Source organism: Flavobacterium okayamense (assembly GCF_019702945.1).
Classification (GTDB): Bacteria; Bacteroidota; Bacteroidia; order Flavobacteriales; family Flavobacteriaceae; genus Flavobacterium; species Flavobacterium okayamense.
Genome location: NZ_AP024749.1, coordinates 1785441 through 1810048, shown reverse-complemented (window position 1 = coordinate 1810048; position 24608 = coordinate 1785441). Strand labels below are relative to the sequence as shown.

23 protein-coding genes are annotated in these 24608 nt (G+C 30.7%); 12 read left to right on the top strand and 11 right to left on the bottom strand.

What is annotated here, in order from left to right:
* Window positions 1-4: 4 nt before the first annotated feature.
* The 8 genes from hisH to KK2020170_RS08315 all read right to left on the bottom strand — a co-directional run bounded on the left by hisH (window position 5) and on the right by KK2020170_RS08315 (window position 7056).
* Window positions 5-598 (bottom strand): imidazole glycerol phosphate synthase subunit HisH, encoded by a 594-nt coding sequence (gene hisH, locus KK2020170_RS08350; RefSeq protein WP_221257879.1) that lies wholly within the window; start codon window positions 596-598, stop codon window positions 5-7.
* A complete protein-coding gene (gene hisB, locus KK2020170_RS08345; protein ID WP_221257878.1) occupies window positions 598-1737 on the bottom strand; it encodes a bifunctional histidinol-phosphatase/imidazoleglycerol-phosphate dehydratase HisB in 1140 nt (379 codons plus the stop codon). Before hisB ends, hisH begins: the two co-directional genes overlap by 1 nt.
* Window positions 1712-2779, bottom strand: a complete 1068-nt coding sequence (gene hisC / locus KK2020170_RS08340; RefSeq protein ID WP_221257877.1) for a histidinol-phosphate transaminase — start codon at window positions 2777-2779, stop codon at window positions 1712-1714. Before hisC ends, hisB begins: the two co-directional genes overlap by 26 nt.
* Window positions 2776-4062: a histidinol dehydrogenase gene (gene hisD, locus KK2020170_RS08335; RefSeq protein ID WP_221257876.1), complete on the bottom strand. Its 1287-nt coding sequence runs from the start codon at window positions 4060-4062 to the stop codon at window positions 2776-2778. Before hisD ends, hisC begins: the two co-directional genes overlap by 4 nt.
* A gap of 17 nt (window positions 4063-4079) precedes the next feature.
* Complete coding sequence (gene hisG / locus KK2020170_RS08330) at window positions 4080-4937, bottom strand: ATP phosphoribosyltransferase (protein WP_221257875.1); 858 nt, start codon at window positions 4935-4937, stop codon at window positions 4080-4082.
* 246 nt (window positions 4938-5183) lie between these two features.
* The gene (locus KK2020170_RS08325; RefSeq protein WP_221257874.1) at window positions 5184-5684 is read right to left on the bottom strand and encodes a hypothetical protein; all 501 of its coding nucleotides are present in this window, start codon (window positions 5682-5684) and stop codon (window positions 5184-5186) included.
* A 47-nt stretch (window positions 5685-5731) separates the two neighbouring features.
* Complete coding sequence (locus tag KK2020170_RS08320; protein WP_221257873.1) at window positions 5732-6022, bottom strand: cytochrome c; 291 nt, start codon at window positions 6020-6022, stop codon at window positions 5732-5734.
* 101 nt (window positions 6023-6123) lie between these two features.
* The gene (locus KK2020170_RS08315) at window positions 6124-7056 is read right to left on the bottom strand and encodes a peptidylprolyl isomerase (protein ID WP_221260016.1); all 933 of its coding nucleotides are present in this window, start codon (window positions 7054-7056) and stop codon (window positions 6124-6126) included.
* Between the two features lie 47 nt (window positions 7057-7103).
* Between KK2020170_RS08315 and KK2020170_RS08310 the strand changes: the two genes are divergently transcribed.
* The 6 genes from KK2020170_RS08310 to KK2020170_RS08285 all read left to right on the top strand — a co-directional run bounded on the left by KK2020170_RS08310 (window position 7104) and on the right by KK2020170_RS08285 (window position 12628).
* A complete protein-coding gene (locus KK2020170_RS08310) occupies window positions 7104-7901 on the top strand; it encodes a class I SAM-dependent methyltransferase (RefSeq protein ID WP_221257872.1) in 798 nt (265 codons plus the stop codon).
* A 3-nt stretch (window positions 7902-7904) separates the two neighbouring features.
* On the top strand, window positions 7905-8354 hold the full coding sequence (locus KK2020170_RS08305; protein WP_221257871.1) for a DUF1569 domain-containing protein: 450 nt from the start codon (window positions 7905-7907) through the stop codon (window positions 8352-8354).
* A gap of 188 nt (window positions 8355-8542) precedes the next feature.
* On the top strand, window positions 8543-8989 hold the full coding sequence (locus tag KK2020170_RS08300) for a hypothetical protein (RefSeq protein ID WP_221257870.1): 447 nt from the start codon (window positions 8543-8545) through the stop codon (window positions 8987-8989).
* Between the two features lie 47 nt (window positions 8990-9036).
* Window positions 9037-9714 (top strand): tRNA (guanosine(37)-N1)-methyltransferase TrmD, encoded by a 678-nt coding sequence (trmD, locus tag KK2020170_RS08295; RefSeq protein WP_221257869.1) that lies wholly within the window; start codon window positions 9037-9039, stop codon window positions 9712-9714.
* 120 nt (window positions 9715-9834) lie between these two features.
* The gene (gene rplS, locus KK2020170_RS08290; protein WP_221257868.1) at window positions 9835-10185 is read left to right on the top strand and encodes a 50S ribosomal protein L19; all 351 of its coding nucleotides are present in this window, start codon (window positions 9835-9837) and stop codon (window positions 10183-10185) included.
* A 220-nt stretch (window positions 10186-10405) separates the two neighbouring features.
* Complete coding sequence (locus tag KK2020170_RS08285) at window positions 10406-12628, top strand: NADP-dependent isocitrate dehydrogenase (protein WP_221257867.1); 2223 nt, start codon at window positions 10406-10408, stop codon at window positions 12626-12628.
* A 53-nt stretch (window positions 12629-12681) separates the two neighbouring features.
* Here the strand turns inward: KK2020170_RS08285 and KK2020170_RS08280 are convergent, their stop codons facing one another.
* Window positions 12682-13338 carry a hypothetical protein gene (locus KK2020170_RS08280; protein ID WP_221257866.1) on the bottom strand — a complete coding sequence of 219 codons (657 nt, stop codon included), beginning with the start codon at window positions 13336-13338 and terminating at the stop codon, window positions 12682-12684.
* 122 nt (window positions 13339-13460) lie between these two features.
* Between KK2020170_RS08280 and KK2020170_RS08275 the strand changes: the two genes are divergently transcribed.
* Genes KK2020170_RS08275 through KK2020170_RS08265 form a run of 3 tightly spaced genes read left to right on the top strand, consistent with a single transcriptional unit; the run spans window position 13461 to window position 17383 of the window.
* On the top strand, window positions 13461-15839 hold the full coding sequence (locus KK2020170_RS08275; protein ID WP_221257865.1) for a TonB-dependent receptor: 2379 nt from the start codon (window positions 13461-13463) through the stop codon (window positions 15837-15839).
* A 2-nt stretch (window positions 15840-15841) separates the two neighbouring features.
* Window positions 15842-16681 carry a DUF4249 domain-containing protein gene (locus KK2020170_RS08270; protein ID WP_221257864.1) on the top strand — a complete coding sequence of 280 codons (840 nt, stop codon included), beginning with the start codon at window positions 15842-15844 and terminating at the stop codon, window positions 16679-16681.
* Between the two features lie 39 nt (window positions 16682-16720).
* The gene (locus KK2020170_RS08265; RefSeq protein ID WP_221257863.1) at window positions 16721-17383 is read left to right on the top strand and encodes a thiamine diphosphokinase; all 663 of its coding nucleotides are present in this window, start codon (window positions 16721-16723) and stop codon (window positions 17381-17383) included.
* On the opposite strand, the gene KK2020170_RS08260 is transcribed toward KK2020170_RS08265, so the two are convergent.
* Both KK2020170_RS08260 and KK2020170_RS08255 read right to left on the bottom strand, forming a co-directional pair.
* Window positions 17380-18549, bottom strand: a complete 1170-nt coding sequence (locus tag KK2020170_RS08260; protein WP_221257862.1) for a M28 family peptidase — start codon at window positions 18547-18549, stop codon at window positions 17380-17382. The genes KK2020170_RS08265 and KK2020170_RS08260 overlap by 4 nt on opposite strands.
* A 71-nt stretch (window positions 18550-18620) precedes the next feature.
* Entirely contained in the window at window positions 18621-19010 is a 390-nt protein-coding gene (locus KK2020170_RS08255) for a hypothetical protein (RefSeq protein ID WP_221257861.1), read from the bottom strand.
* Between the two features lie 114 nt (window positions 19011-19124).
* Between KK2020170_RS08255 and uvrB the strand changes: the two genes are divergently transcribed.
* From uvrB to KK2020170_RS08240, 3 genes are all read left to right on the top strand, one after another.
* Window positions 19125-21113: an excinuclease ABC subunit UvrB gene (gene uvrB, locus KK2020170_RS08250; protein ID WP_221257860.1), complete on the top strand. Its 1989-nt coding sequence runs from the start codon at window positions 19125-19127 to the stop codon at window positions 21111-21113.
* Window positions 21114-21201: 88 nt separating this feature from the next.
* The gene (locus tag KK2020170_RS08245; protein ID WP_221257859.1) at window positions 21202-21516 is read left to right on the top strand and encodes an HPF/RaiA family ribosome-associated protein; all 315 of its coding nucleotides are present in this window, start codon (window positions 21202-21204) and stop codon (window positions 21514-21516) included.
* 118 nt (window positions 21517-21634) lie between these two features.
* On the top strand, window positions 21635-24400 hold the full coding sequence (locus KK2020170_RS08240) for a response regulator (RefSeq protein WP_221257858.1): 2766 nt from the start codon (window positions 21635-21637) through the stop codon (window positions 24398-24400).
* Window positions 24401-24608: the final 208 nt, after the last annotated feature.

Sequence of the window (24608 nt, the reverse complement as noted above, 5' to 3'; positions counted from 1 at the left end):
GAATTTAGATTTTAGAATTAAGAATTAAGAAGTTTTTTAATATTTGCTCTCCATAAATTCCGCTTTTTTCTGGGTGAAATTGTACGCCATAAAAATTGTCTTTATGTATTGCTGTGGTATATTCTATTCCGTATTCAGTTGTAGCGATTGCATATTCACATTTTGGAACATAGTAACTATGAACTAGATACATAAATTCGTCTTCTTTAATATCTTTAAACAAATCTGATTTTAAATTTTTAATCGTGTTCCAGCCCATTTGCGGAACTTTTACTTCGCTTGTGAACTTTACAACATCAATATCAAAAATTCCTAAACCTTTGGCATTTCCTTCTTCAGAGTAATTACATAGCAATTGCATACCTAAACAAATACCTAAAACAGGTTGGTTTAACGTTGGAATTAACTTATCCAATCCTAAATTCAGAATCATTTTCATTGCACTTGAAGCTTCGCCAACGCCAGGAAAAATAACTTTATCGGCATTTGAAATAACTTCCCAATTTGAAGTAACTTCACCTTCATACCCTAATCTATTTAAAGCAAATAATACACTTTGTACATTTCCAGCTCCGTAATCTATTATGGCTATTTTCATTATAACATTCCTTTAGTTGAAGGTAAAATCATTTTTTCTGGATCTCTTTTTACAGCCACTTTAATTGCTTTAGCAAAGGCTTTAAAAATAGCTTCAATCTTATGGTGTTCGTTTGTACCTTCAGCTTTTATATTGAGATTTGCTTTTGCACCATCAGTAAAAGATTTGAAAAAGTGATAAAACATTTCGGTTGGCATTTGACCAATCATTTCGCGTTTGAAATCAGCATCCCAAACCAACCAATTTCTACCTCCAAAATCGATGGTTACTTGTGCTAAACAATCGTCCATAGGCAAACAAAATCCGTAGCGTTCGATTCCTAATTTAGTACCTAAAGCTTTTGAAAAAACTTCTCCTAAAGCAATAGCTGTATCTTCAATGGTATGGTGTTCATCAACTTCTAAATCACCTTTGACTTTAATATCTAAATCCATTTGTCCGTGACGTGCTATTTGGTCTAACATATGATCGAAAAAGGCAATTCCTGTATCAATAGTACTCTTTCCAGTTCCGTCTAGATTTAAGGTAATGGCAATATCTGTTTCATTTGTTTTACGAATTATAGAAGCCGAACGATCTTGTAGTTTTAAAAATTCATAAATTTTTTCCCAATCATTATTTTCTAAAGCAATTGATTTTTGAAGTTCTTCTAATGAATTTTCAACTTCATTTGTTCCTGCTTGAATTCCATCGTTTATGAATATTGCTTTACAACCTAAATTCTTAGCCAATTCCACATCAGTGATTCGATCACCTATCACAAAAGAATTTTCCAAATCATAGTCAGGATTATTTATATATTCTATTAACATTCCTGTTCTAGGTTTGCGTGTAGGTGCATTATCTTCAGGAAAACTTTTATCGATACATTGATTGGCAAAAACAACTCCTTCCCCTTCAAATGTTTTAATGATGAAATTATGAACCGGCCAAAAAGTATCTTCCGGGAAAATTGTAGTCCCTAATCCATCTTGATTGGTAACTAAAACCAATTCATAATCTAATTCTCTAGCTATTTTACCCAAATAGGTTAGACATTTCGGATAGAAATACATTTTTTCAAAAGCATCGATTTGAAAATCCGACACTTCTTTAATCATGGTTCCGTCTCTATCAATAAACAATATTTTCTTTAGCATAATCTATTTTTTTAATAACCTGGATTAATTTTTCATTTTCTTCTTTTAAACCAATGCTAATTCGCAAACAATTTTCACACAATGGCTGATTCGTTCTATTTCTAACTACAATTCCGTTATCAATAAACTGTTGGTAACGATAATTGGCATCATCAACCTTTATTAAAATAAAATTGGCGTCGGAAGGAAAAACTTTCTCTACAAAAGAGGTTTTTTCAAGTTCTTTTTTCAGTTTTTTTCTCTCTGATATTAGTTTTTTAACTTGAAAAGGCATTGTACTTTGTTCCAACTTTTTTAATGCTGATTCTTGAGAGAGAATATTAATATTGTAAGGCGGTTTTATCTTATTTATAATTGAAATAATATCTGTAGATGCATATAGAATACCTATTCGTAAACCCGCCATTGCATAAGCTTTTGAAAGCGTTTGTGTAATTACAAGATTTGGACAATCCGCTAAAACACTAAGCCAACTTTCATCTTTTGAAAAATCGATATAAGCTTCATCAATAACAACTAATCCGTTGAAATTATTCATGATTTTTAAGATTGCTTCATCTGAAAACGAATTACCTGTTGGGTTGTTAGGTGAACACAAAAAAATGATTTTTGTATTTTCATCAATTGCTTGAATAATTGAATCTACATTTGGTTGAAAATCATTTGTTAGTAAAACTTCTCTATTTTCAATTGCATTTATACCCGCTAAAACGCTATACATACCATAAGTTGGGGGTAAGGTTATAATATTATCACGATTAGGTTCGCAAAAGGCTCTAAAAAGTAAATCTAAAACTTCATCACTTCCATTTCCAATAAGGATATTATCTTTAGATACATTATTTCTATCGGCAAGTATGTATTTTAATTCTTTTTGTTGCGGATCGGGATAACGATTCATTCCATTTGAAAACGGATTTTCATTTGCATCCAAAAAGATCATTTCTTGTTCAAAATCTTTAAAATCGTCTCTTGCCGAAGAATACGGTTTTACAGTTTTCACATTTGAACGCACCAATTTATTTAAATCAAAACTTTTCATTTTATTAGTTCTTTTAAACGTAGTGAAACTGCATTTTTGTGTGCTTGTAATCCTTCTGATTCAGCCATGATTTCAATACTTTTTCCAATATTTAGCATTCCTTCTTCAGTAATCTTTTGGAAGGTCATCGCCTTCATAAAACTATCTAAATTTACGCCACTATATGTTTTTGCATAACCATTTGTTGGTAAGGTATGATTGGTTCCTGAAGCATAATCTCCCGCGCTTTCAGGTGTGTTATTTCCAATAAATATAGAACCCGCATTTTCTATTCCGCTAACAAAGAAATCTTCATTTTTTGAACAAACAATAAAGTGTTCCGGTGCATATTCATTTATTAACTCTAAAGCTACCTTTTCATTTGTAACGCAAAATAGCCTAGAATTTTCAATAGCAACTTTAGCAATTTCTTTTCGTGGTAATTCTTCAATTTGCTTTGTTATTTCATTTTCAACTTTCTTAAGAATATCCTTTGACGTTGTAACTAGAATTACTTGACTATCCTTTCCGTGTTCTGCCTGACTCAATAAATCAGAAGCAACGAAAGCTGCATTTGCTGATTCATCTGCATATACTAATAATTCACTTGGACCAGCTGGCATATCAATACCTACACCAAATTGGGTTGCATATTGCTTAGCCACAGTTACAAATTGATTTCCAGGTCCGAAAATTTTATAGACTTTAGGTATCGTTTCAGTTCCGAATGTCAAAGCACCGATAGCTTGAATACCACCAACTTTAAAGATTTTTGTCACGCCACATAATTGAGCTGTGTATAAAATGGCTGGATTTATTTTTCCTTCCTTATTTGGTGGTGTACATAGCACAATTTCTTTACAACCAGCAATTTGAGCTGGTAAAGCCAACATTAATACGGTAGAAAATAAAGGTGCTGAACCGCCTGGAATATATAAGCCTACTTTTTGAATGGGTCTTTTTTCTTGCCAACAACTTACTCCATTGGTTGTGATAACTTCAAGTTTTTCAGTTTTTTGAGCTGTGTGAAAATTATAAATATTATTTTTTGCAACTTCAATTGCTTCTTTTAATTCATTTGAAACTAAAGAAATAGCTTCATTTATTTCTTCTTGAGAGACTAAAATATTTTCAATACAAGTTCCATCAAATAAAGACGTATATTTTTGAACAGCCACATCTCCTTTTTGTTGGATTTCTTTAAAAATTCCTTTTACGGTTTCTTCAATATCTTCAAAGGATTGTGTGGGTCTTTTTAATAATTCTGACCAAGATTCTTTTTTGGGGTTAAATATGATTTGCATAGTTGTGAGTTTTAAAATTATAATACCATTTTTTCAATTGGACAAACTAAAATACCTTCTGCACCTGCTTGTTTTAGTTGGTCGATAACTTCCCAAAATTGCCCTTCATCAATTACGGAATGTAGACTACTCCAACCTTCTTCTGCTAAAGGCATAATTGTTGGACTTTTTAAAACAGGTAGAATAGAACTTACTTCTGAAATTTTATCATTGGGAACATTCATTAAAATGTATTTTGATTTTCTTGAACGCAAAACGGATTGAATTCTAAATTGAAGTTTTTCTAATAATATTTTTGAATCATCTGAAATTTTTGGTGAAACCGCTAATACAGCTTCACTTTTTAAAATGATTTCCACTTCTTTTAATCCGTTTTTAAAAAGTGTACTTCCAGAAGAAACGATATCCACAATGACATCGGAAAGTCCAATATTTGGAGCAATTTCAACTGAACCTGAAATTTGGTGAATATCTACCGTAATTCCTTTTGATGTAAAATAGTCAACAACAGTTTTTGGATACGAAGTTGCCACACGTAATCCGTTTAAATCTTGGATGGAATTGTACTCGAAATTCTTAGGAACTGCTACCGAAACCTTACATTTAGAGAAACCTAATTTTTCAGCTACTTGAATATTAGCTCCTTTCTCAACTAACAAATTATCGCCAACTATAGCTACATCTACAACTCCATCTATTAAATATTGAGGAATATCTGAATTTCGTAAATAATACACTTCTAAAGGAAAATTAGAAGCAGTAACTTTAAGCTGGTCGTTTCCATTATAAACTGAAATACCACAATCTTTTAGAATTTGGATACTTTCATCGTGTAAACGACCTGATTTTTGAATAGCAATTTTTAACGTGTTCATTTTAAATTTAATTAATTTTTAAAATGAGTACACCAAGGAGATTTAAAACTATCAGTAAATAAAAAACCCGCTTGATGTACTCAAACGGGTTACTAGTTTTATATATGATTAATTACATAACATCACTACATCGCTTGAGCGTGGAAAAAATGATGATGATGATGTAATTGATTTAAAAACATATTTTCTGTTATTTTAACTCTGCAAATTTAAATACTTTTATTTTAAATATCCAAATTTTAAATATTAGTTTTTTTCTAAAATAACTTCAACAGGACTATTTGTTCGTCTACCAAACATCTTAGCCTTTTCGTTTTCTGAAGAACATAAAATATACATGTTAAAACTCTGCAACGCTACTATTTGAGGCTTATACAAGCCTTTACTATCTTGTATTTTAACACTGAAATTATCAGCTGGAAATGTATTATTCACAGATAAAAAATATTGATCTTTTGCATACGGAAAAAAGTATCTTTCTTTTTCGTTTTCTTTATTAATTAGGTAATTTTGGGTAAATACCAAAGGCTTATTCGCTCCATTCCAACTATAAACATTTCCAACATTTAAAATATCTTCTCCCTTTTCATTAACAATTGAAATTGTTAAATCTTTAATATTTTCAGTTTTTCCGTTTTCATGAACATCAACAACTATGTAAGATGTAAAATCATAACCACAATGTTGGATTTGTCCTAATGAGAAAATAGAATACAGAAAAAGTAAAATTGATAAGATTTTTTTCATATTAAAAATTTGACTTAAACTTTAAAGACAAAATTCGAGCCAAAATATTATTTATTCATTACTAAATAGTTATAAACTAAATCTCTTTGTTCATCAGTAATCTTTGCTTTCTTCTGCATACGACTCACAATTGGCTCCCATTCTTCTTTCGTAAAATCATCTGGACTGAATAATTTATGGCATTTTCCACAATTGTTTTCAAATAAAGTTTTTCCTTCAGCCAATTCTGGAGTCAATTTAATTTGTTTTGCTTCAGTTGCTTCTACTGTTTTTTTACTCGAAGAACATGACGCTAACAAAGCTGCAATAGCTATGGTACTTAATAATTTTGTTTTCATTTTTTGATTGGTTTTGTGTAAAAATATAATTTTTTATCATAAAAAAATCCCAAAACATTAAGTTTTGGGATATATTTTATTTTATAGAGTTAGTTTAAAAACTATTTCACGTCCATTAATTCTACATCGAATACTAATGTTGCATTTGGAGGAATAACGCCACCAGCTCCTCTACTTCCATAACCTAAATACGAAGGAATAACAAAACGAGCTTTATCACCAACTTTTAATAAAGAAATTCCTTCGTCCCAACCTTCAATTACTTGACCAACACCTAAGGTGAAATCAATTGGTTGTTTTCTTTTGTATGAAGAATCAAAAACTTGTCCGTTATCTAATGCTCCTTGATAATGAACTGATACTTTTTTACCTTTTTCAGCTTGTTTACCACTACCTTTTTGTATAATTTGGTAACGCAAACCACTTTCAGTTTTTTGAAAACCAGCTGCTAATTTTTCTAAAGCTTCTTCGGCTAATCTTTTTTCATCAGCTAAACGTTGCTCACGAGAACCTTCAAATTTTCTGAAAGCTTCAATAGCATTCCAGTTTTTAGCTTCCTCTCCAACTCTAACAATCTCAATAGATTCAATAGTATCGCCTTGTGCAACGGCATCAACAACATCTTGTCCTTCTACAACGTGTCCAAAAACCGTATGTTTTCCATCTAACCAACTTGTTTCAACGTGCGTAATAAAGAACTGTGAACCATTAGTTCCTGGTCCTGCATTAGCCATTGATAATACTCCAGGTCCATTGTGCTTTAATTCTGGATGAAACTCATCGTCAAACTGATATCCAGGTCCACCAACTCCAGTTCCTTGAGGGCACCCTCCTTGAATCATAAAATCTGGAATAACTCTATGGAATTTTAAACCATCATAATATGGTTTTCCCATTGGTTTTGCATCGTTTTCTAATTGACCTTCTGCTAAACCAACAAAGTTTCCAACAGTCCCAGGTGTTTTATCGTGAGTTAATTTTACCAAAATACTGCCTTTTGGTGTATTAAATTTTGCGTAAATTCCGTCTTGCATTGCTTTAATAATTAAATTTGATTGCAAAATTACGATTTTATATTCAAATGAAAAATCAAGATTACTTTGAAATCAACAAACAAACTTGGAACAATAAAGTTCCGGTTCATTTGGCTTCAGATTTTTATAACCAAAAAGAATTTTTAAAAGGAAAAAATTCATTGCCCGAAGTTGACCAAGAAATACTTGGAGATATAACTAATAAATCAATTTTACATTTGCAGTGTCATTTTGGTCAAGATTCTATTTCTATGGCTCGAATGGGCGCAAAAGTTACAGGAATCGATTTATCGGATAAAGCAATAGATGAAGCCAAAAAGATAAATTCAGCTTTAAACCTTGATACTAAATTTATTTGTTGTAATGTTTACGATACTTTAGAACACATAAACGAACAATTTGATATTGTTTACACAAGTTACGGAACAATTGGTTGGTTACCCGACTTAGATAAATGGGCTAACGTAATTTCAAAAAGTTTAAAAACTGGTGGAAAATTAATTTTTATTGAATTTCATCCTGTGCTTTGGATGTTTGATGATGATTTTAAAGAAATAAAATATCATTATCATAATGAAAAACCAATTATTGAAGAATACACTGGAACTTATGCCAATAAAGAGGCTGATATAAAAACAGATTACATTGGTTGGAATCATTCACTCTCAGAAGTTTTTTCAAGTTTAATTAATCAAGGGCTCCAAATTCAACACTTTAAAGAATATGATTATTCACCTTATAATTGCTTCAACGAAACGATAGAATTTGAAAAAGGGAAATTTAGGATCAAACATATGGATAATAAAATTCCAATGTTATTTAGCTTAATCGCAACAAAAAAATAAATTATGAAATCAATTTTTAACCCAGCAGATAATCAAGAAATTATAAACAGAATAAATAACCTTACAATTGAATCTAAGGCTAAATGGGGAAAAATGACTGTAGATCAAATGTTAAGTCATTGTATAGCTCCAATTGATGTTGCGTTTGGAACTTTACCATTAAAAGCAAACTTTGTAATGCGATTATTAGGTAAAATGCTAAAATCTAAAATCTTAAATAGTCCAGAATTTAAAAAAAATAGCCCTACAGCTCCTGCCTTTATAAGAAAAGAAAGTTATGATTTTGAAGCTTCAAAAAAAGAATTGATTGAAAAAGTAAAAAGATTTGCTTTGGAGGGACATACTGCAATTAAAAATCAAATACATCCATTTTTTGGTAAAATGACCTATGAAGAATGGGACAAATTACACTATATGCATTTAAATCATCATCTAAAACAATTCGATTGTTAAGTAACTATTTTACAGTAATTTATAAAAATAAATTAATTTATTACTATTATCTGCTTTTTTTGATTTTAATCGATTTTTTATCGTTAAATCACTCAAATTCAATATTTTCACTCTCCCGATTTTGAATCGAAATTCTCTGTATTTAATTTTACTTGATTTTGTGAATGTTTAACTATAATGAATGGCTTATGAAAAGTATTTATAATTCTTATGACACTCGTGAGTTAATTGAACGAATCGACTTGTTAGATGAAAATTCGAAAACTTTAGAAGGTAATTTAACAGCCGAAATGTTATATCGTCAAATGTTAATAGAATTAGATATAGCTTTTGGCAAACAAGACATTAAAGTAAGCGGTTTAAAAAAAACATTAAGTAAACTCTTTAGAAATCAGTTTATAAAAAATGCTTTAACACAAGAAAGTCACGATTATTACTACAGAAAACACCCTAAAGAACTAAATATTTTTGAACTTAAACTAGAATTAATCCAAAAAATTAATCGTTTAGGCAATCAAGGGAAACATGCTATTATGAAGATGCATCATCCTTTTTGGGGTAAAATGACTTATACAGATTGGGATAAATTTGTTTGGAATTATCTCGATAATCACCTAAAACAATTTGGAGTATAAGTTTATAAAATCAATTGTTATAAATTTGCAATCGAAAAAGTATCGGAATGCGAATTGACATTATAACAGTTTTACCAGATTTATTGCGAAGTCCTTTTGAAGGTTCTATTATGAAACGTGCTATTCAAAAAGGATTAGTAGAAGTTCACTTTCACAACCTAAGAGACTATTCCACAAACAAGCATAAAAATGTAGATGATTATCAATTTGGTGGTGGCGCTGGAATGGTTATGATGGTTGAACCAATTGATTTGTGTATCTCTAAATTGAAATCAGAGCGTAATTATGACGAAGTGATTTATATGACGCCAGATGGCGAAACTTTACACCAAAAAATGGCAAACTCAATGTCAATGTTAAAGAATATTATTATTCTTTGCGGACATTACAAAGGTGTAGATCAACGCGTTCGTGATATGCACATTACTAAAGAAATTTCTATTGGCGATTATGTTCTTAGTGGTGGCGAAATTGGTGCAATTGTTTTTTGCGATGCGTTAATACGATTGATTCCAGGTGTTTTAAGCGATGAAACTTCAGCATTGACAGATAGTTTTCAAGATAATTTATTATCACATCCCATTTACACAAGACCAGCTCAATATAAAGGATTAAAGGTTCCAGACATTTTATTAAGCGGAAATTTCCCAGAAATTGAAAAATGGCGTGAACAAAAAGCGTATGAACATACCAAAGAAAGGCGTCCTGATTTACTTGAAGAGTAAAAAATAGCACGAAGAACTTGCTTATTTACAAATATTTATTAATTTTGCATCCACATTTGGACTAACCTCTGGCGAAGTACGTGTATGTTACTCTGATTCAACAATTTATAATTAGAAAAAATGGCTAATTTAGTAGATTTCGTAAACAGCGAATTTGTAGCAAAAAAAGATTTCCCTGAATTTAACTCAGGAGACACAATCACTGTGTACTATGAAATTAAAGAGGGTGAAAAAACTAGAACTCAGTTCTTCAAAGGTGTTGTAATCCAAAGAAGAGGTTCTGGTGCAACTGAAACTTTCACAATTCGTAAAATGTCTGGTTCTGTAGGTGTAGAGCGTATCTTCCCTGTTAACATGCCAGCATTACAAAAAATTGAAGTTAACCAAAGAGGTAAAGTTCGTAGAGCTCGTATTTTCTACTTCAGAGAACTTACTGGTAAAAAAGCTAAAATTAAAGAAAGAAGATATTAATCTTCACTTTAAAATTCATAAAAAAGGTTGGACATATAGTTCAACCTTTTTTTATTTATAAAAATTTTAAGCAAAAATTATTAAATTCTTAAAATGAAATCCTTTTTTTATCAATTCTTAAATAATACCATATAGCCAACAAGCGTCATTAATAAATCCTCATTATTTTCTTATATTTGCGTGGCTTGTAAATTATTATGTCTAAATAAAAACAAACTATATGTCAAATCAAACCAAAATTATTTATACGATTACAGACGAAGCTCCAATGTTGGCTACACATTCATTTTTGCCAATTGTTAAAGCTTTTTCCAAACCAGCTAATATTACCCTAGAAACTCGTGATATTTCGTTGGCGGGAAGAATATTAGCAAATTTTCCTGAGTTTTTGAATGACAGTCAAAAAATCGGTGACCATTTAGCAGAACTAGGCCAGCTAGCTACAACTCCTGAAGCTAATATTATTAAGTTGCCAAATATTTCTGCATCAGTTCCTCAATTAAAAGAAGCTATTGCAGAATTACAATCGCAAGGATACAATATCCCAAATTTTCCGGAAGATCCAAAAACAGATGAAGAAAAAGCTATTAAAACAAAATATGCTAAAGTTTTAGGTTCAGCTGTAAATCCCGTTTTACGTGAAGGAAACTCTGATAGAAGAGCTCCAAAAGCAGTTAAAAACTATGCAAAAGCTCATCCACATTCAATGGGAGCATGGACAAGTGATTCTAAATCTCATGTTGCAAGTATGAATGATGGAGATTTCTATGGAACTGAGAAATCGGTTACTGTGGCAGATGCTGGGAGTTTTTCAATTGAATTTACAGATGCCAACGGAAATACAATAATTTTAAAAGACAGTTCTGCATTAAAAGCAGGAGAAGTTATCGATTCGTCGGTAATGAATATGAACAAATTAAAATCTTTCATTGCTGAACAAGTTGCTGATGCTAAAGCAAAAAGTGTATTATTTTCTGTACACTTAAAAGCAACTATGATGAAAGTTTCTGATCCATTATTATTTGGTGCTTTCGTTGAAGTGTATTTTAAAGATGTATTTGCTAAATATGCAGATTTATTTGCTGAACTTGGCGTAGATACTAAAAATGGTTTAGGTGATGTTTATGCAAAGATTGCAGGACACCCTAAACAAGCTGAAGTTGAAGCAGCTTTAAATGCTGCAATTGAAAACGGACCAGCTTTAGCGATGGTAAATTCTGATAAAGGAATTACAAACTTACACGTGCCTTCAGATGTAATCATTGATGCCTCAATGCCAGCAATGATTCGTAATTCTGGACAAATGTGGAACGCAGCAGGTAAATCTCAAGATACAAAAGCAATTATTCCAGACAGATGTTATGCTGGTGTTTATGATGCAACAATAAATTTCTGTAAAGCTAACGGAGCTTTAGATCCAAAAACAATGGGAAGTGTTCCTAACGTAGGTTTAATGGCTCAAAAAGCTGAAGAATATGGTTCGCATGACAAAACTTTCCAAATGTCAGCAAATGGAACAGTTAATGTGAAAGATGCAAACGGAAATATCTTAATGAGTCAAACGGTTGAAGCTGGAGATATTTTCAGAATGTGTCAAACGAAAGATGCACCAATTCAAGATTGGGTAAAATTAGCAGTAAACAGAGCCAAAGCTACTGGAGTTCCTACAATTTTTTGGTTAGATGAAAACAGAGCTCATGATAGACAAATCATCGAAAAAGTAAATCTGTATCTTAAAAATTACGATACAACTGGATTAGATATTCGTATTATGAATCCTGTTGATGCTACTAAATTCTCATTAGAAAGAATCGTTAAAGGTCAAGATACAATTTCAGTTACTGGTAACGTTTTACGTGATTACTTAACCGATTTATTCCCAATTTTAGAAGTGGGAACATCAGCTAAAATGTTATCAATCGTTCCATTAATGAATGGCGGTGGATTATTTGAAACTGGCGCAGGTGGATCAGCTCCAAAACACATTGAACAATTTATTGAAGAAGGCTATCTACGTTGGGATTCATTAGGAGAGTTTTTAGCATTAGGTGTTTCCTTCGAACATTTAGGTGAAACTTTTGGTAATCAAAAAGCTTTAATTTTATCAGAAACATTAGATCAAGCGACTGAAAAATTCTTAGAAAACGATAAATCGCCTGCTCGTAAAATTGGAAGTATAGACAATAGAGGTTCGCATTTCTATTTAGCGTTATATTGGGCAAATGCATTAGCAAATCAAGATAAAGATGCTGAATTAAAAGCTACCTTTACTCCTATTGCTGAAGCTTTAAATGCGAATGAAGCAAAAATCAATGAAGAGTTAATTGCTGCTCAAGGTAAACCTCAAGCTATTGGTGGTTACTATCACCCTAACTTTGAGTTAACTGACAAAGCAATGCGTCCAAGCGAAACTTTTAATACAATCTTAGCAAAATTAAACTAAGAGTAACTTAGTTTAACAATAAAAAAGGCTTTCATTTTGAAAGCCTTTTTTATTTATCTCATAGGTTTACGATATTCAATGAGGAATTTTGCAGAAACACCTGTTTTTAAATTCCACTCATTTGAAGTAATTAGATTATCATTTTCATCATAAATAGCAAAAAACGCTGTATTTGGTCCTGCTAAACCTTGATTAAGTGCCATAATATCAATTGCATTATCTCCTTCTTTCAAATTCAAAACATAGGTTTTAAAATTTGCTTCAAGTAATTCATTCAAATACATAACATCTTTATTTAAGAAGAACCTAATTCTATCACCATCCGGATCTGCAAAATCTCTTGTCTTAATTTTTATTGAGGAAGTCTTAACAATGAATTTTCCAAAGAATACGTCATTCCAATTTCCTTCTTTTTCTATTTCATTATTTAATTTATTTTTTATTTCGTCTCCTGGATTTTTAAAATCAGTAGAGGTATCTAATATACTTTTAGTTTTCTCTTCAGTTTTTGGCAAAATTGAATAGCGATTAGGTTTGTTTTCGGTATCAAAAATACTTTTAAACTCTAATGAGGGTAAATTAGATTGATCAGCAGGCGTTTCTTTAAATGGATTGTCCAACTTTAATTTAAGAGGAACATTTTTCTTGTCAATCTGTGCGATTGAAGAAACAATGAAAAAAAGAAAAAATATGTTTGTAAATATCTTCATCTCAAATTTTAACAAATCTATATAAATACTACAAAAGTATCTATAAATTAACCAATGATTAACAAATGTAATGAAACAAAATTCAAGATTAATCGTCAACTTTGTATATCAAATAATATACCATGTTTAGAAAAAGAAAACATTTTTATATTTTCATTCTACTTTTTATCATAAATTCTTCATTTTCCCAAGATAAATTTACTCTTAGTGGTGTTGTGAAAGACAGTTTATCTGGCGAGACATTAATAGGTGTAAACATAATAATTCCAGAATTACAAACTGGAACAACTACAAATGAATATGGCTTTTATTCTTTAACACTTCCTAAAGGAAATTACAATTTATTAGTTAGCTATATAGGGTTTTCTGATATTCGTTCAGAAATCAATTTAAATGAAAACATTAAGTTAAATTTTGTCCTAAAAGAAAACCTTGAAGAACTTGAAGAAGTTATACTAACAGATAACCCTTACAAAGTGAAAGTTTCTACGCCAGAAATGAGTGTAAATAAAATTACAACTGCATCCATAAAACAAATGCCAGTTGTATTAGGAGAAACCGATGTAATAAAATCTATTTTAACGCTTCCGGGAGTTACAAATGCGGGTGAAGGTCAGTCGGGATTTAACGTACGTGGTGGTGCGGCTGATCAAAATTTGGTACTTTTAGATGAAGCCACACTTTTCAATACTTCACATTTATTTGGATTCTTTTCAGTATTCAATACCGATGCTATAAAAGATATCAAATTATATAAAGGTGGAATTCCGGCAAGATTTGGTGGTAGAGTTGCTTCAGTATTAGAGATTTATCAAAAAGACGGAAATAATTCGAAATTTCACATGAATGGAGGAATAGGATTAATTTCAAGTAGACTTTTAGCCGAAGGGCCAATCAAAAAAGATAAAGGTTCGTTTCTTTTTGCCGGAAGAAGTTCATATGCTCATTTATTCTTAAAATTAACTGATAATAAAAACTCTGCTTACTTCTACGATTTAAATACTAAACTAAGCTACAATTTCAATGAAAATAACAGTTTATATTTATCGGGTTATTTCGGTAGAGATGTTTTTAGTTTGAACGAAAGTTTTGTAAATACTTATGGTAATTCAGTATTTAACTTACGATGGAATCATTTATTTACTGATAAATTATTCTCTAACCTATCCTTAATTTACAGCGATTATTATTATGGATTGACTTTAGATTTTGTGGGATTTGATTGGAATAGTGGCATTAAAAATTACAACATTAAGTACGATTTTAAGCACTATTTGAATGATAAAACAAAACTATATTATGGAGCAAATGCAGTATATTATGACTTTAATCCTGGAAAAATAGAACCAACAGATGATTCTTCAGGTATTAATCCAGATCAATTGGCTAAAAAATACGCTTTCGAACCTTCTTTATATATCGATATTGAACAGAAGCTATCTAATAAAATCGCTTTAAACTATGGTTTTCGTTTTAGCAAATTTTACCGATTGGGTAATGAAGAAATAAATCTGTATGAAAACAATAAAGCTGTAGTTTTTAATGAAGACTTTCAAATCTATGAGAAAGCTACTCCTATTGGTACAAAACAATATGGTAAAAATAAAATTATTTCACAATTTGGAAACTTAGAGCCACGATTTTCAATTGCTTATACTTTAAATGAAAACAGTTCATTAAAAGCAAGTTACAATAGAATGGCACAATACCTTCATCTAATTTCTAATACACAATCTCCTACTCCACTAGATGTTTGGGCACCAAGTGATGATTATTTAAAACCACAAATTTTAGATCAAGTTGCCTTAGGGTATTTTCAAAATATTAAAAATGGAGATTATTCTCTAGAAGTTGAGACTTTTTATAAAAAAGTTAAAAACCGACTAGATTATATAGATGGTGCAGATTTAATTGCAAATGACGATATTGAACAAGTTGTGCTAAATGGCGTAGCTCGAGCTTATGGACTTGAAATTTTAGCCCGAAAAAACAATGGAAAATTAAATGGTTGGGTTTCTTATACTATTTCGCGTTCTGAACAAAAAACGGAAGGAAGATCTGAAATCGAAACAGGAATTAATAATGGTAATTGGTACAAAACAGGTTGGGATAAACTTCATAACCTTTCTGTAACTGGAATGTACAAACTCAACGAAAAATGGAGTTTTGGAAGTATTTTTACACTTCAAAGTGGACAACCTGTTACGTATCCTAATGGACAATACCAATACCAAGGCATAACTGTTCCTACGTATGGATTACGTAATGAAAACAGATTGCCTACTTATCATCGTTTAGACATTTCAGCAACATTAATTCCAGAAAAAAATAAGAATCGCAGTTGGTATGGCGAATGGGTTTTTGGAATTTATAATTTGTATAACAGACGAAATGCAGCATCTATAAGCTTTAGACAAAACCAAGATTCTGGCAATAATGAAGCAGTTCGACTTTCAATTTTCGGGATTGTTCCAAGTGTAACTTATAATTTTAAATTTTAATCATGATAAAAGTTATAATTAAAATAGCGACTACATTTTTAATTCTTTTCTTCGCAATTATAAGTTTAATTAGTTGTGAAGATGTTGTAGATATTGATTTAGAAACTGCTGAACCAAAATTAGTGATTGATGCCTCGTTAAAATGGCAAAAAGGAACATTAGGAAATGAACAAACTATAAAATTGACAACCACGACTGATTTTTATGAAAATACAATTCCTTTTGTAACTGGAGCTACCGTTTTTATAACTAATGGAAATAATGATGTGTTTAATTTTGTGGAAATTCCTAATTCTGGAGAATATTTTTGTCCAAATTTTGTGTCTGAAATTAATCAAAATTATACTTTAACTGTAATTGTAAATGGTGAAACGTACACAGCTTCAGAAACTTTACTTGCAGCTCCAACTATAGATTCTGTAGAACAAGACAACGAGGGTGGTTTTACAGGTGATGAAATTGAAGTCAAGTTTTTCTATGACGATGTTCCCTTTGAAAATAATTTTTATCTTATTCAATTCAATACTTCAATTACAGCTTTACCAGAATATGATGTTATTTCAGATGAGTTCTTTCAAGGAAATCAAATGTTTGGGTTGTATACAAATGAAGATTTAGAAGCCGGAAATGAAGTTACTTTTACATTACATGGCATTTCTGAAACGTATTATAATTACATGAATATTTTACTTGGCGTTGCTGCAACAAATGGCGGAAGTCCATTTCAAACACCTCCAGCAACTGTAAGAGGAAATATTATCAATCAAACAAATTTTGACAATTACGCTCTAGGCTTTTTTAGGTTATCAGAAACAGATACCATGACTTATACAGTTGAATAATAATTAGTAAATTCGTAATTCTAAATTATTAAACATAAAATGTCTTCTCATCATATCGTCCGTGACGACCAAGAACCAGCTTTAATCATAGCAAACGGCGCATCATGTAGCCAAGAATTAATGGGACAATTACTAGAATGGTCTCCATTTGTGGTTGTCTTAGATTCCGCAATTGAACGGGTTTTAGAATTGGATATTAAGGTGGATGTTATTTTAGGTGATTTTGATAGAGATTTCAATCCTGAGGTATATTTAGAAAAACAATTTCCACTTGAAATTGTTTATACTCCAGATCAAAACAAAACCGATTTAGAAAAAGCATTAGATTTTCTAATTGAAAGAGGCCATAAAGCCGTAAATATTATTTGGGCAACAGGTAAAAGAGCCGACCACACCATAACAAATATTACCAACATTGTACGATTTCGAAATGATTTAAAAATTGTAATTCTAGACGATCATTCTAAAATATTTTTATTACCCAATCGTTTCGAAAAATGGTATCCAAAAGACACTAAAATATCTCTTATTCCTATTGGGAATGTATCTGGGGTTCATTCACAAAATTTATTTTACCCACTTCAAGATGACAATTTAACTTTAGGTTACCGAACAAGTAGTAGCAATCATGTTGCTGAAGATGGCATTGTTGTAATTAAACATCAAGAAGGCGATTTACTCTTAATGGAATGTTGGGATTAATTTTTTACAATTTTTCTTGAAATTTCTTTACCATCAGATTCCATTTGAACCAAATAAATACCTTTTTCAAATTGGCAAAAATCTAAAACTTCAATTATTTTAGGCGACGAATAATGTTTGAATTCAACTTGTTTACCATTAATATCATAAATCGAAACTTTAGTGTTTTTTCCAGTAAACTCCCCAAAATTAATACTTAAATAATCTTGAGTTGGATTAGGAAAAAAACTAATATTAAAATCATTGTCAAAACTTGAATTAGATAAACTTGTAGTTGCAATTGCAAAATGTAACATTGCTCCTACGGCAGCTTTTGCTACATTATAATTGTAGACTGGATCCATATTTACTAATAAATCCGTCGATGAGTGCGGATGAGAAGATTCGTTAGTTTCATAAAATCCTGTAATTACTTCATTATTGTCTTCAAAAGGCATGTAATCAGAAGCATACGCATATGATAAACTTGTATTCAAAGGCGAATACAAACCAACACAAGTAATTAATTCATTAGTAATCGTATTTGAAGCTGCATTATTTGAAGTTGGAGAACCTGTATCTCTCTCACAAGTAATAGTATTGTTGGTAACTCCAGCTATTCCTCCTACTTCATCCAAATTAAAAACTAGCTTTATATCCATTTTAGGAGTTGTAGCATTTACAACATTATTCACATAATGATTACTTCCAACTAAGCCATCTTCTTCACCACTGAAGTGAATGAATTTTATAGAATATTCTGTATCAATATTTTGTAATAATCGTGCTACTTCAAGTATTGAAACTGTTCCACTACCGTTGTCGTTAGTTCCTGTTCCAACAATTGTATCATAATGACCACAAATAATAACATAAGAGTTTGGATAAACTGAACCTACTTTTGTAACAATTAAATTTTTACATGTAAAACCAGCATTTAAATAAGTATCTTCTTGTAATTGACCTGCTACATATCCGTAACTTAAATACTCATTTCTTAACCAGTTGTATGTATCTTCCAATGGTTGAGTACCTCTCCTTTTTACTCCAAGGTTTTCAAATTCCGTTAAATGCGCTGTAATATTTGCTTGAGAAGTTTGATTTGCAACATCAGCATACGATTGAATAAAACTCTGTGAAAATAAGTTACAACTTAAAAATAATACGAAAAGAGTAATTTTCTTCATTTTGGTTAAGTTTAGATTGTGGGTGTTACAAATATAAAATTTTATTTGATATACCCTAAAAATATAACTTTTTACCCTTTCTTCATACCAACATTTAATCCCCAACTCATCTTTCTTTTTGAATAAAATAACAATTCATCCTTTTTCTTAATATCAAACCGAGCAGTTACACTTGTCATATCAATCTCATTCTTTTCACCACATAATTCAGGATAAAAAATAATTTTATTATTTACTTGTTTCCAAGTTCCTACTCCCTTAAAATATTCATCTGGTCCTAATTCTCGGTTAATTCTTCTATGAATGTTGATTTCGTATCTAAAATCTTCGTTTAATTTTAAGTTATAAATAATAGGTCCGGCATTTACTGGTTCACTTTTATAAGAGTACTCTCCAACAAACTCTTGTGAGTAAATAGTAATTGAGAAAAAGAAAAATAAATTTAAAATAAAAGTTTTCATGACATAAAGTTTTGAACAGACAAACAATAACAATGCCAAATCTATTGGAAATTTAATTACAATTCGTAATAAACTTTGTAACTTTATTGCTTCTAAAATTTGCAACAATTCTAAATGAAATTTCAAGTCGTATCCGAATACAGTCCAACTGGAGATCAGCCTCAAGCTATTAAAAAACTATCAGAAGGAATTTTAAATGAGGAAAAGTACCAAACCCTTCTAGGTGTAACGGGTTCTGGTAAAACGTTTACTGTTGCAAATGTTATTCAAGAAGTACAACGCCCTACACTAGTTTTGGCACACAACAAAACACTAGCAGCCCAATTGTATTCAGAATTTAAACAGTTTTTTCCAAATAATGCGGTTGAATATTTTGTATCCTATTACGACTATTACCAACCCGAAGCGTATATTCCTGTTACAGGAACCTATATTGAAAAAGATTTATCAATTAATGATGAATTAGAAAAAATGAGGTTGAGCACTACTTCTGCTCTACTTTCGGGTCGAAGAGATGTTTTAGTAGTTGCTTCCGTTTCGTGTTTGTATGGTATAGGAAATCCAGTGGAGTTTCAAAAAAATGTCATTTCATTAGATAATGGTCAGGAAATTTCGCGTACCAAATTATTACATCGTTTGGTTCAGAGTTTGTATGCGCGAACGGAAGCCGAATTCACTCCGGGAACTTTCAGAATTAAAGGAGATACTGTAGAAATTTTCCCAAGCTATGCTGATGAACCTTTCCGAATTCACTTTTTTGGTGATGAAATTGAAGAAATTGAAGCTTTTGATGCCAAAACTTCTCAGGTTTTGGAACGCTATGAGAAACTAAACATTTATCCAGCGAATATGTTTGTGACTTCTCCAGATGTTCTTCAAAAGGCAATTTGGGAAATACAGCAAGACATGGTCAAACAAGTAGATTATTTCAAAGAAATCGGCAAACATCTCGAAGCAAAACGATTAGAGGAACGAACCAATTTCGATTTGGAAATGATTCGCGAATTAGGCTACTGTTCTGGAATTGAAAACTATTCACGTTATTTAGACGGAAGAGCGCCAGGAACTCGACCTTTCTGTTTGTTAGATTATTTTCCAGATGATTATTTAATGGTTGTGGATGAAAGTCACGTTACTATTTCCCAAGTTCATGCGATGTATGGAGGCGATAGAAGTAGAAAAGAGAACTTAGTAGAATATGGTTTCCGATTACCAGCTGCTATGGACAACCGACCATTGAAGTTTGAAGAATTTGAAAGCTTACAAAATCAGGTAATTTATGTTTCGGCAACTCCTGCTGATTATGAATTAAAGAAAACGGAAGGTATTTATGTAGAACAAGTAATTCGCCCAACAGGTTTACTTGATCCAATTATAGAAGTACGTCCTAGTTTAAACCAAATTGATGATTTAATTGAAGAAATTCAACAAAGAGTTGAAGTTGACGAACGTGTGCTGGTTACTACTTTAACAAAAAGAATGGCGGAAGAATTAGCGAAATATTTAACCAAAGTTGCTATTCGTTGTCGCTACGTTCATAGTGATATTGACACTTTGGAACGCGTTGAAATTATGCAAGATTTACGTAAAGGTTTATTCGATGTTTTAATCGGAGTTAATTTATTACGTGAAGGTTTAGATTTACCCGAAGTTTCATTAGTAGCTATTATCGATGCCGACAAAGAAGGTTTTTTACGTAGTCAACGCTCGTTAACGCAAACCGTTGGTCGTGCGGCTCGAAACGTAAATGGAAAAGCCATTATGTATGCTGATAAAATTACCAATTCTATGCAACGAACGATTGACGAAACCAATTATCGTCGTGAGAAGCAAATTAATTATAATAAAGAAAATAATTTGGTTCCGAAAGCTTTGAATAAAAGTTTAGGAAATGCATTAAGAGGTAATTCTGTATCGACACAATATTATGAAAACCAAGTTTTAAAAGCGGCAGAACCTGAAAGTGAATATTTGTCTAAACCAGAAATAGAAAAGAAAATTCGCGAAAAACGTAAAGCCATGGAAAAAGCAGCAAAAGATTTAGACTTTATGCAAGCTGCAAAATTGCGAGACGAAATTCAGGCGCTACAAGAAAAAATATAGAAAATTTTTAACAATACTTTGTATTATTCATTACACAAATTTGAAAGAAATTTCGTAACTTTAAGTATAATTAAAAAACTAAAAAATTATGCTAGTTCAAATTAATACAGACAAGAATATTGAAGGCCACAAAAGAATGAATGATTTTTTTGAGGAAGAAATTAGAAAAGATTTAGCTCGTTTCGATGAATTAGTAACACGAATTGAAGTCCATTTAGAAGACGAAAATGGAGATAAAGGTGGAAAAAATGATAAAAGATGTGTAATTGAAGCTCGAATTGAGAAAAAAAATCCAATTGCTGTTACTTCAAATGGTGATACTCCCGAAAAAGCATTTTATGACGCCTTACATAAAATGAAAAGACAGCTTACAACCGAAAAGGAAAAAATAAAAGCACATTAATAATTCAAAATCCCGAGATATACTCGGGATTTTTTTTTAAATATTGTAACCCTAAAATGTTACATTGTTTTGTTAAATTATAAAAGAATAATTGTAGTATTGTTATAAATTTAATTTTATGAGATTAGCAGTCTTTTTAATTTTCTGTTTCAGTACATTTTCAATTGCTCAAATTCAAAATGATTCAATTGATATTTATAGCCAAAATTTTGAGTCTTCATTCAATGAAATGAAATATGATTTAGCGCTAATTTCAGCGGATAAACTCTTTACATTTGCCAAACAGAAAAATGAATCCACTGCTCAAGATAAAGCTAAAGTTTACAAAGCTAAAGTTTACTACAAACTAAAAATGTTTGACCAATCAATCTCTTTGATTGAAGAAATAATTAAAAAGAATTACGCCACAAAAGAAGAAATTACAAACTTTCTTGAAGCTAATAATATTTTAGCAAACATTCATTATTCTAAATACGAGGACGACAAGGCCATTGCAAAATACTTTTATATTGACTCAATTAGCGAAGCCAATAAATTTATAAATGATGTACAAATAAGAGCAATGCAAAACATAGGCTTAATGATGTTAAGAGGATATAATCCTGCCAACAATAAAAAATATGGTAAAGCTAAAGATTACTTTAAAAAAGCTTATGAATTAGCAAAATCATCTAACTCATTAACTGAAATGCATGTATCTGGACTTTACTATGGTTCTACTTTTGTAGAAAGCGAAAATCCTGAAATAGAAACCGCTTTAAAATTTTATGACGATGCTAATAAATATTTCTTTGAAAATAAAATAGTAAAAGAATTTAGTGATACTTATTGGGCTTACGCTTCTTTATATCGAAAAATAAATCGAAATGATTTAGCTACCAAATATTACAAAGAATTTATTGAAAAAAGTAAAACATTTAATGATAACAATGCTTTAATAAGAGCTTATTGGGCTTACGCAAGTTTTTTATATGAAATTAAAAAATATGAAGAAGCAATTAAAAATTATAACGCAGTAATTCAAATTTTAAAGAATGAAAAAAACATTGATTACAGTATAATTTCAAATTCATACTACTATCTATCAGATATTTACAAGTCAAGAAATGAGAATGATTTAGCATATCAAGCACTTGAAAATTATGTTACCTATAGAGATAGTTTAGAACAAAAAACGAACAACCAACTTTTTAGCGATTTAGAAATCAAATATCAAACCGAAAAAAAAGAACAAGAAATTGAACTTTTAAAAACGAAAAACGAACTTTCTGAAAAGCAAAAATACATTTACATCGCCATTGCTGTTCTATTATTAGTCAGCGGATTATTCTTATTTTTAGGTTATCGTAATAAAATAAAAACCGCTCAAAAACTAAACGAATTAAACGAACTTAAATCGCGCTTTTTTGCTAATATTTCCCACGAATTTAGAACGCCTCTAACGTTAATTAAAAGTCCAGTTCAACAATTACAAAACAATATTTCAAACGAAGAACAAAATAAACAACTTCAATTAATTGACAACAGTGCGAATCGAATGTTGGAACTAGTTGATCAACTATTAGAATTATCTAAAATTGATAGTGGAAAACTTCAAATTATCTTAAAAAAAGGAAATCTTCAACATTTCTTTCATTCGATAGTTGAACCTTTTTCTTTCAAAGCAAAAGACGAAAACCAAGAATTTACTTCTACAATTGAAAATTTAGATTTTGAATCTCATTTCGACAAAGATATCATTACAAAAATTACAACTAATCTTTTAGATAATGCTTTCAAATACAATGAAGAAGGCAAACCTATTGACTTTGTTACCAAAAAAGAAAATCAAAATTTAATTATACAAGTTCGAAATTTCAATAACCAATTAAAAGAAGCAGATTACAAAAAACTATTCGAGCGTTTTTACCAAAAAGATAATGCAATTTCTGGCTTTGGAATTGGTTTAGCATTGGTTAAAGACTTAGTTGAATTGTATAATGGCACTATTAAAACCAATTTTAACAACCAACAAATTAGTTTTACGGTTGAAATACCTTTGAAAAAAGACATCACAAATGCTATTGTAATTAATGAAAATATTGAAGTAATTTCTGAAACTTCTACTCCAATTGAAGTTACTTCAAATACTGAATTACCAATTTTACTTTTAGTCGATGATAATGCTTCAATTCGAGAAGTAATAAAGGATATTTTTTCATCCAATTATCAAATTTTAGAAGCGTCTAACGGAAAAGAAGCCTTGAAATTAGCTCAAAAAGAAATTCCCGATTGTATTATCTCGGATGTAATGATGCCAGAAATGGATGGATTTGAGTTTACCAAGCAAATAAAGTCTAACGAATTAACATCGTTTATTCCTGTGATATTAGTAACCGCTAAGACTTCAGAAGAGGCGCATTTAAAAGCCTTACAAAATACAGCAGATGCCTTTTTAACCAAACCATTTAATCATGAGGTTTTAAAAGCAACGGTTTCCCAACAAATTCAAGAACGTAAAAAACTACAAGAGCGCTATAGTCAGGAATTAATTTTAAAACCAACAGAAGTTGTTATTAATTCCGTTGATGAAAAATTCATTACCAAATTAGAAACAGTTTTAGAAACGGCAATTCCTAATTCGGAATTTAATGCAGAAACTTTTGCTGAAGAAATGCATATAAGTCGTATGCAATTGCATCGAAAATTAAAATCACTATTTGGAGTTTCTGCAACAGAATTCATAAGAAACGAGCGTTTAAAAATGGCAGCTGATTTGTTGAAAAATGAAAAACTAAGCGTGTCGGAAATTGCGTATAATGTCGGGTTTAATGATGTGGGATATTTCTCTAAATGTTTTAAAGAAATGTATCATGTATCGCCTTCCGATTATCAAAAAAAGTAACATTTTACTTTTTAAAAAACTTCTCAAAGCCTCTATTTTAGAGGCTTTTTTATTGATGTTACATATTTCCATATAATGGTTACATCTCTCCTACTGCTTTCTTGTGTTCGCGAATAACTTTGTCTCAACAAAATGAAATAAAATGCCTGCGAAAAAGAAATTTAATTATGAGACACATTTGGAGCAACATCCTTCGCAAAAAATTTTA

What these genes read in the sequence shown, in the direction of transcription:
- KK2020170_RS08260 (WP_221257862.1), bottom strand. Translation starts at nt 18,549, where the DNA reads ATGAAGAAAATTACTCTTTTCGTATTATTTTTAAGTTGTAACTTATTT.
- hisD (WP_221257876.1), bottom strand. Translation starts at nt 4,062, where the DNA reads ATGCAAATCATATTTAACCCCAAAAAAGAATCTTGGTCAGAATTATTA.
- KK2020170_RS08310 (WP_221257872.1), top strand. Translation starts at nt 7,104, where the DNA reads ATGAAAAATCAAGATTACTTTGAAATCAACAAACAAACTTGGAACAAT.
- KK2020170_RS08320 (WP_221257873.1), bottom strand. Translation starts at nt 6,022, where the DNA reads ATGAAAACAAAATTATTAAGTACCATAGCTATTGCAGCTTTGTTAGCG.
- uvrB (WP_221257860.1), top strand. Translation starts at nt 19,125, where the DNA reads ATGAAATTTCAAGTCGTATCCGAATACAGTCCAACTGGAGATCAGCCT.
- KK2020170_RS08285 (WP_221257867.1), top strand. Translation starts at nt 10,406, where the DNA reads ATGTCAAATCAAACCAAAATTATTTATACGATTACAGACGAAGCTCCA.
- KK2020170_RS08275 (WP_221257865.1), top strand. Translation starts at nt 13,461, where the DNA reads ATGTTTAGAAAAAGAAAACATTTTTATATTTTCATTCTACTTTTTATC.
- KK2020170_RS08270 (WP_221257864.1), top strand. Translation starts at nt 15,842, where the DNA reads ATGATAAAAGTTATAATTAAAATAGCGACTACATTTTTAATTCTTTTC.
- hisB (WP_221257878.1), bottom strand. Translation starts at nt 1,737, where the DNA reads ATGCTAAAGAAAATATTGTTTATTGATAGAGACGGAACCATGATTAAA.
- KK2020170_RS08255 (WP_221257861.1), bottom strand. Translation starts at nt 19,010, where the DNA reads ATGAAAACTTTTATTTTAAATTTATTTTTCTTTTTCTCAATTACTATT.
- KK2020170_RS08265 (WP_221257863.1), top strand. Translation starts at nt 16,721, where the DNA reads ATGTCTTCTCATCATATCGTCCGTGACGACCAAGAACCAGCTTTAATC.
- KK2020170_RS08280 (WP_221257866.1), bottom strand. Translation starts at nt 13,338, where the DNA reads ATGAAGATATTTACAAACATATTTTTTCTTTTTTTCATTGTTTCTTCA.
- KK2020170_RS08325 (WP_221257874.1), bottom strand. Translation starts at nt 5,684, where the DNA reads ATGAAAAAAATCTTATCAATTTTACTTTTTCTGTATTCTATTTTCTCA.
- KK2020170_RS08245 (WP_221257859.1), top strand. Translation starts at nt 21,202, where the DNA reads ATGCTAGTTCAAATTAATACAGACAAGAATATTGAAGGCCACAAAAGA.
- trmD (WP_221257869.1), top strand. Translation starts at nt 9,037, where the DNA reads ATGCGAATTGACATTATAACAGTTTTACCAGATTTATTGCGAAGTCCT.
- hisG (WP_221257875.1), bottom strand. Translation starts at nt 4,937, where the DNA reads ATGAACACGTTAAAAATTGCTATTCAAAAATCAGGTCGTTTACACGAT.
- KK2020170_RS08305 (WP_221257871.1), top strand. Translation starts at nt 7,905, where the DNA reads ATGAAATCAATTTTTAACCCAGCAGATAATCAAGAAATTATAAACAGA.
- hisC (WP_221257877.1), bottom strand. Translation starts at nt 2,779, where the DNA reads ATGAAAAGTTTTGATTTAAATAAATTGGTGCGTTCAAATGTGAAAACT.
- KK2020170_RS08315 (WP_221260016.1), bottom strand. Translation starts at nt 7,056, where the DNA reads ATGCAAGACGGAATTTACGCAAAATTTAATACACCAAAAGGCAGTATT.
- rplS (WP_221257868.1), top strand. Translation starts at nt 9,835, where the DNA reads ATGGCTAATTTAGTAGATTTCGTAAACAGCGAATTTGTAGCAAAAAAA.
- hisH (WP_221257879.1), bottom strand. Translation starts at nt 598, where the DNA reads ATGAAAATAGCCATAATAGATTACGGAGCTGGAAATGTACAAAGTGTA.
- KK2020170_RS08300 (WP_221257870.1), top strand. Translation starts at nt 8,543, where the DNA reads ATGAAAAGTATTTATAATTCTTATGACACTCGTGAGTTAATTGAACGA.
- KK2020170_RS08240 (WP_221257858.1), top strand. Translation starts at nt 21,635, where the DNA reads ATGAGATTAGCAGTCTTTTTAATTTTCTGTTTCAGTACATTTTCAATT.